This is a genomic window from Nocardia albiluteola (genome assembly GCF_018860155.1).
Classification (GTDB): domain Bacteria; phylum Actinomycetota; class Actinomycetes; order Mycobacteriales; family Mycobacteriaceae; genus Nocardia; species Nocardia albiluteola.
The window spans coordinates 305,868-312,603 of the sequence record NZ_JAHKNI010000011.1 but is presented as its reverse complement, the minus strand read 5'-3'; the positions used below and the strand labels follow the sequence as shown (position 1 = coordinate 312,603).

Annotated in this window: 6 protein-coding genes; 3 read left to right on the top strand and 3 right to left on the bottom strand. The window is 70.2% G+C overall.

The annotated features are described in order from the left end of the window. The first annotated feature begins 202 nt into the window (after nt 1-202). Nucleotides 203-742 (top strand): hypothetical protein, encoded by a 540-nt coding sequence (locus tag KO481_RS29900; protein WP_215921707.1) that lies wholly within the window; start codon nt 203-205, stop codon nt 740-742. 112 nt (nt 743-854) lie between these two features. Here KO481_RS29900 and eda read toward each other — a convergent pair whose 3' ends face one another. From eda to edd, 3 genes are all read right to left on the bottom strand, one after another. Next, on the bottom strand, nt 855-1,472 hold the full coding sequence (eda, locus tag KO481_RS29895; RefSeq protein WP_215921706.1) for a bifunctional 4-hydroxy-2-oxoglutarate aldolase/2-dehydro-3-deoxy-phosphogluconate aldolase: 618 nt from the start codon (nt 1,470-1,472) through the stop codon (nt 855-857). 51 nt (nt 1,473-1,523) lie between these two features. Continuing rightward, nucleotides 1,524-2,522, bottom strand: a complete 999-nt coding sequence (glk, locus tag KO481_RS29890) for a glucokinase (protein ID WP_215921704.1) — start codon at nt 2,520-2,522, stop codon at nt 1,524-1,526. 121 nt (nt 2,523-2,643) lie between these two features. Then, nucleotides 2,644-4,473, bottom strand: a complete 1,830-nt coding sequence (gene edd, locus KO481_RS29885) for a phosphogluconate dehydratase (protein WP_215921732.1) — start codon at nt 4,471-4,473, stop codon at nt 2,644-2,646. A gap of 250 nt (nt 4,474-4,723) precedes the next feature. Between edd and KO481_RS29880 the strand changes: the two genes are divergently transcribed. Both KO481_RS29880 and KO481_RS29875 read left to right on the top strand, forming a co-directional pair. Then, nucleotides 4,724-6,001: an ROK family transcriptional regulator gene (locus tag KO481_RS29880; RefSeq protein ID WP_308166812.1), complete on the top strand. Its 1,278-nt coding sequence runs from the start codon at nt 4,724-4,726 to the stop codon at nt 5,999-6,001. Nucleotides 6,002-6,071: 70 nt separating this feature from the next. Beyond that, entirely contained in the window at nt 6,072-6,734 is a 663-nt protein-coding gene (locus KO481_RS29875) for a hypothetical protein (protein WP_215921702.1), read from the top strand. Nucleotides 6,735-6,736 lie beyond the last annotated feature (2 nt).

Here is a 6,736-nt window from a genome sequence, read left to right as displayed (position 1 = left end):
GGCGGTGATTATCGAGATCTCGTCGCTAGCACGTCCATCGGTCGTATTCCCGCTGATGGCAAGCCGGATTCCCAGCTCGAAGAAGTCGCTCGTTGATGTGCCGCTAAATAACGGTACATTGAGCCAGAGTGAAATGACCTCCGGCGATGATGGCGGGTTGTCTCGCCGGAGCTTCGAGCCCTGGAAAGAGCGCAGTGCAGTGATGAGCAGCAGAGTCGATGGATCGGCCAAGAGATACCGGACGGCGATGGGGGCGGTGATCCCGATGCTGGCGGCCGTGCTCATGGTCGCGGGCATTGCCGTCGGGGCGCCCGCGGCCCGGGCGGACGCCCCCGGGGTGCCCTGCCTGTGGGCGGGCAGCACGTACCGGCAGGGCCTGCGGGTGTATGCCGGTGGGTGGGCCTTCACCTGCCACAAGGATCTCTTCGGTGTCGCCTACTGGACCAAGGACGGCGCCACCAACCACCACAGCACGGTGCCCAATCCGGGCGCCACCGGAAACCCGGAGGGCAACTTCAGCGCGGGCGCGTGGCAGCCCGGCACCCAGTACAACGACTACTGCGTCGGCGATCAGCTGATCCAGGGCAGTGGGGACATCTTCACCGCGGTCACCGACTCGACCGGCCTGTTCCTATACTGGCGTTCGGTGGGACCGATCTCCCTGTGGGACTTCGATTCCGGCGTCCGGCCGGGCCCGAGCTGGCGCTCGTCCGGCATGTGCATGGACGGCGTGCTGAGCTGATCCGCGGGCGAGGCCGGGGATGCGGGGCGGCGCGGACGGGCGCCGCCCTTCCGCGTGGCCCGCGTCGGCCTGATCTGGATCGGCGTGGCCTGTGTCCCCGTGGCCCTGCCGGTCAGTCGATCCGCAGAGCCGCGGCGGCTCGGGCGAGATCGCTGATTCGGCCCCAATCTCCGGTGCGCACGGCCTCCGCGGGCGTCAGCCACGATCCGCCCACGCAGCCGACATTCGGCAGGGCGAGGTAGCCGGGCGCGGTGGCGGGGGTGATGCCGCCGGTGGGGCAGAAGCGGACCTGGGGCAGCGGCCCCCCGAATGCCTTCAAGGCCGATGCGCCGCCGGATGATTCGGCGGGGAAAAACTTCATCTCGGTGACGCCGCGCTCGAGCACGGTCAGGATTTCCGAGACCGTGGCAACACCGGGGAGGTAGGGCAGGCCGGTGTCGGCGAGGGCGTCGAGCAGGGTGGGGGTGGCGCCGGGGCTGACCAGGAAGCGCGCACCGGCCGCCACGGCGGCCTCGATCTGCACCGGCGTGACGAGTGTGCCTGCCCCGACCAGCATCTCGGGCACCTCGGCCGCGATCGCCTCGATGGCGGGCAGCGCGGCATCGGAGCGCAGGGTGACCTCGATGATTCCGATGCCACCGTCCAGCAGTGCTTCGGCCAGCGGGACCGCGGTGCTGGGATCGTCGAGCACGACGACCGGGATGACCGGTGCGATATCAAGGGGATTCATCGGGCCTCCAGAGAGTGTTGGTGTCGTCCAACGAGATTGGTGATGGGGCGGTCATACCGGCTCGGGGACCGGGACCCGCCGTTCCAGCACCGCGGCCGCGCCGCGCAGGGCCGGGGTCGCGGCAACGATGAGCTCGGTGGCTACCTGGTCGAGATAGCCGTGCACGGCCCGGTTTCCGATGAAGCGGTCGCGGAAATCACTGTCCGCGAGGAAGTCCACGATGCCGGGCAGGATTCCCCCGCCCAGCAGAACCCCGCCCCGGGCCCCGAGGGTGAGCGCAACGTTTCCGGCGAACGCGCCCAGCATGCCGCAGAACATCGACAGCGCCTCGCGGGCAACGGGATCCACGCCCCGCCGTCCGGCCGCGCACACCTGCTCGGGGCGCGCCACCTCCGGCGTGACGTCGTGCACCACGCACAGTGCCCGATACAACCGCGCCAGGCCGGGGCCGGACAGCGCCGTTTCGGCATCCACGACCGCATGCTGTTCGCGCAGCACCCGGGCCACCTGCGCCTCGGCCTCGTTCTCCACCGGCAGTCCCGCGTGGCCGCCCTCGCCCGGAATCGGCACCCACCGCTGCTGCACCCGCATCAGCCCACCCACGCCCAGGCCCGTGCCCGGCCCGATCACCGCCATCGGCTCCGCCGCCCACCGCACGCCCGGGCCGATCCGCACGAACGCCGAGCTCGGCAGCTCCGGCACGGCCAGCGCCAGCGCGGTGAAATCGTTGATCAGCTCCAGATGCCCCAGCCCCAGCCGCATCCGGCTCTCGGAGATCGAGAAGTCCCAATGCGCGTTGGTGAGCCGGAACCGATCCCCGCGCACCGGCCCGGCCACGGCCACACACGCCGCCACCGGCCGCACGGTCGCCGGAATCCGCCCGAGGTAATCCTCCACGGCCCCAACCAGATCCGGGTAGTCGGCACAGCGCAGGATCCGCACGTCGGTGGGTTCGGCGCCGAGCTGTGATATCAGGCCGAACCTGGCATGTGTACCGCCGATATCGGCTACGAGCCAAGGTGCGTCGGCGGTGGGCATAGACGTGGTCATCGGTGATTCGTTTCGGTTGTCGGGGTGTTCCTGTGCGGGCTCATTGCCGGGAATCGGCCGCCGCATCGGTATGCCTGCGGCCGGAGTTTCCTGGCCCCGAGCGGTGGGTACGGTAGTCCCATCAGGCCGCGCCGAAGACGGTTGCGCCCCGATCGGCCGGGCCGACAGATCCGCGCAAGGCCGCGAACAGCTCCCGGCCGGTGCCGCTGGCCGCTGTATCGCATGTTGCGGGTATACGGGCGGCGAACTCCTCCGGGGCGACAAGGATATCCAATTCCCCTGTCTCGGCGTCCAATTCGATGAGATCGCCGTCCTGGATCCGCGCGATCGGGCCGTCCGCCGCGGCCTCGGGGGTGAGATGGATGGCGGTGGGCACCTTGCCCGATGCGCCGGACATGCGGCCGTCGGTGACGAGGGCGATCGCATGGCCCCGATCCTGCAGCACTCCCAATGCTGGTGTCAGTTTGTGCAGTTCGGGCATTCCGTTGGCCCGCGGTCCTTGGAACCGCACCACCGCCACCGTGTCTCGGTCCAGCTCGCCGTCCCGAAACGCGGTCAGAAAGCCCTCCTGATCGTCGAAAACCCGCGCGGGGGCCCGGACCACCCGATGTTCCGGCGCCACCGCGGACACCTTGATCACCGCGCGGCCGAGGGCGCCGTCGAGCATGCGCAGGCCGCCGTCGGGGGCGAACGGGTCGGCCGCCGAGCGCAGCACCGTCTTGTCGCCGCTGTCGGATGGACCCTTACCCCAGGCGATTTCGCCGTCGGCCTCGAGCGCGGGGGCCGAGCGATAGTGCACGCTGAGGCCGTGGCCCGCGACGGTGGTGACATCGTCGTGGAGCAGCCCGGCCGAGAGCAGCTCGCCGATCAGCAGGGGCATGCCCCCGGCGGTCTGGAACGCGTTGATGTCCGCGGCGCCGTTGGGGTAGATCTTGGTCAGGGTGGGCACGACCGCCGACAGTTCGGCGAAATCGTCCCAGCGCAGGTCGATTCCGGCCGCGGCTGCCATCGCCACCAGGTGCATCGTGTGGTTGGTGGAGCCGCCGGTGGCCAGCAGCGCGACGACGCCGTTGACGATGGCGTGCTCGTCGATCACCTCTCCGATCGGGGCCGCGCCGCCGCGCAGCGAGGTCAGCTCGACGATGCGGCGCCCCGCGGCCGCGGTCAGCGCCTCGCGCAGCGGGGTGTTCGGCGCGACGAAGCTGGCGCCGGGCAGGTGCAGGCCCATCACCTCCATCAGCAGCTGATTGGAGTTCGCGGTGCCATAGAAGGTGCAGGTGCCCGGGCCGTGATAACTCGCGGACTCGGCCGCGAGCAGTTCGGCGCGCGTCGCCTTGCCTTCGGCATGAAGTTGGCGCACCCGGCTCTTGTCCTTGTTGGGCAGGCCCGAGGGCATCGGCCCGGCGGGCACCAGCAGCACCGGCAGATGCCCGAACGACAGCGCCCCGATCACCAGGCCTGGCACGATCTTGTCACACACGCCCAGCAGCAGCGCCCCGTCGAACATGTCGTGGGACAGCGCGATCGCGGTCGACATCGCGATCACATCCCGGCTGAACAGCGACAGTTCCATGCCCGCGCGGCCCTGGGTGATGCCGTCGCACATGGCCGGCACTCCACCGGCGAACTGCGCCACCCCGCGCGCGCCGGAGATGGCGTCGCGCAGCACCCGCGGATAGTCCCAGTACGGCTGATGTGCCGAGAGCATGTCGTTGTAGGCGGAGACGATGGCGATATTGGGCCGCGTCTCCCCGCGCAGCGCCAGCTTGTCGGCCGGGCTGCAGGCGGCAAAGCCATGCGCGATATTGCTGCACGCCAGTGACATTCGGGCGGGGCCGCGCGAACCGGCGGCCCGAATGCGGTCGAGATAGGCGCGGCGACCGTCAGCGCTGCGCTCGGCGATGCGTGCGGTGACGGCGGTGACGACGGGATGCGTATCCACGGAATTCATCTCCCCGGCGGTGGATTCGAGGCGCCCGGCATCGCGGGCTCCTCGCTTGTGATCGAACACACAGAACGCTAGGGGACCTTAGGATTATTTGCAAGCAAACTTTGGTTTTAGAAAGACTTAATAGCCGGTGATGGGCCCTGATCTGGGCGGATGCTCGAATCGCGGCGAGGTGGGGCCATGGCCGGCCGCTGGCAGCGGGTAACCTGCCGACACAAGGAGGCGGCGTGGACGAGCGAAGGGAGGCGCGGCGGTGACCGGTCGGCCCATGGCGACGCCCGGAGTGTCCGCGGGGGACGTGCTGGGTTTGATCCGCGGCCACGCGGTGGTCACCCGCGCGGATATCCGGCGGTTGACCGGCCTGTCTCGCACGGCGGTCACGCTGCGGGTCGAGCAGCTGCTCGACCGGGGCCTGGTCGCCGAGCGCGCCGATGGGGGTTCCACCGGCGGCCGCCCGCCGACCCGCCTGGTGTTCAATCCGGAATCCGGTGTGGTGCTCGCCGCCTCGATCGGCGCCAGCCGCGCTCAGGTCGCCGTCTGCGACCTCGCTGGCCGGGTGCTCGCCGAGTCGGAGTTTGCGGTGCCGCCGGGGGGAGTGACGCAGGCGGTGCTGATCCAGGCCGCGGAGCAGATGGACCGGTTGCTGACAGGGGAAGTGGACGAGACGCACCCATCTGGCGTGCGGGCGTCGAACGACGCGGTGGTTCGTCATGGGGGGTCACGGGGCGACGGCGACGACGGGCCGATGACGGATGTCCGGCGCACGCCCGGGCGGGTCGTGCACGGCATAGGTATCTGCGTGCCCAGTGCCGTCGACGTCGCCACCGGGCACAGCATGGGCGCGGGGCCCGGACTCGGGGATGTGTCCGTGGCCGAATACTTTTCGGAGCGTTTCGGCGTTCCGGTACGGGTCGACAGCGACGTGAACGCGCTGGCCCTCGCCGAGCACGCCCGGCATCCGCAGGTCGGGGATCTGTTGTTGCTCAAGGCTTCCACGGGGATCGGCGCCGGAATCGTCGCGGGCGGGCGGCTGCTGCGCGGCGCGTGGGGCGGGGCCGGGGAGATCGGGCACATCAAGGTCGCCGACGCCCCGGATCGCCCGTGCCGCTGCGGGGACATGCACTGCCTGGAAACCGTTGCGGGCGGTTGGGCGCTGCTGGAACAGCTTGCCGCGCAGGGGAAATCGATTTCCGGCCTGCCCGAACTGGTCGACCTGGCGCGCGCCGGGGAGCCCGAGGCGACCCGGGTGATCCGCGAGGCGGGCCGCCGCATCGGCGAGGTCGTCGCCGGTGCGGTGAACCTGCTCAACCCCGCCCTCATCATCGTGCGAGGCGATCTGTCCCATGCCTTCGAGCCCCTCGCGGCGGGCATGCGAGAGGTGATCTACCAGCGCTCCTCGGCCCTGGCCACCCGCTCGCTGCGCGTGGAACCCGGCGCCGCGGATGCCCCCAGTGGCGTCGCGGCCTGTGCGGCCATGATCCTGGACCAGGTCCTGGCCCCCGCCGCGGTCAACGCCCTGCTCGATGCCTGAGTAAAAGAGAAACGCCGGACTGTAGTTGATATCAGTGTGAGATGTGCATCACAGTCCTACGATCGTGGCTATGCCTGCCCGACGGAATGGTTCGACGATGCTCGAGGGGCGGGTGGTGTGCGACGCGCCCGGTGGAGTGACGATGGTGTTCCGGGACGGGCCGGGGGAGCCGCTCGCGGTGGCCGCCCGCGGTGAGGGGCGGGGTGCGCGTTGGGCGATTCTGCTGGGGCACAAGAACAGTCGATACCGGATCGGCTACCTCGACGGGGGCGTCCTGCTCGCGGAACCGGCGGACGAGACGACCCTGGCCCTACGGCGCGGCGATGGCAGCGCCGTGGGCACCATCGTGCGGGGCGAGACCACCACGGCGGTCGCGGCCACCGGCGGCACCCTGTTCCACTTCGTGCCCGACCCCGGCGAGGCGGCCACTCGCGACCTGTTCCGGCTGGTCGTACTGGATCGGATGGGGGCGGAATTCGGCCGGATCGACCTCATTCGCGAGGCCTCGGGCTGGGCCTCGCATCGCCTCGCCGACAGCATGGGCGACACCTATCTCTGGTGGGACCGCACCGGCGGGCCGGAGCCCGTCCCGATCCTCGGCGCCCGCGTCGTTGCCGAACATCCCCTGGACCGCGTCGAATGCGATGTGCTGCTGACGGCCTGCACCGATATGGCACTGGGCCTGCGGCCGTACATCGCGCAGATGCGGTCGGGCTGCACCGTCGGACCGTAAGC